1 protein-coding gene is annotated in these 289 nt (G+C 59.9%); it reads right to left on the minus strand.

Annotated elements, in window-relative coordinates; genetic code table 11:
- On the minus strand, window positions 1–289 hold a 289-nt coding region (locus tag NZU74_20475), incomplete at both ends, for a hypothetical protein (GenBank protein MCS6883704.1).

Below are 289 nucleotides of genomic sequence, written 5' to 3' on the forward strand. Positions count from 1 at the left end.
CTCCCAACCGGTCGAGGCCGGAGCGTGCGCGTGATTCGCTTCGATTTCCTGCTGCTTGTAGGCGTAGTAAATCGTCACCGGAAACGCCGGATGCGCCTGTTCGGCCAACCGACTCAGCGCCTGCGTCATGCCGTTCAAAAAGAACCGCTCGGCCTGTTGCTTCCCACCGTGGCGATAGGGACTGGCAATCAACTCCTCGGCCTTTGGTACGGCGACGGTGGCAAAAAGGTCGGGAAAGACCTCACGCAACGTACGCCGCAGCCAGACGTAGAAGAAATCCGACAAGTCG

It is taken from the genome of Chloroflexaceae bacterium, assembly GCA_025057155.1.
In the GTDB taxonomy this organism is placed as follows: domain Bacteria; phylum Chloroflexota; class Chloroflexia; order Chloroflexales; family Chloroflexaceae; genus JACAEO01.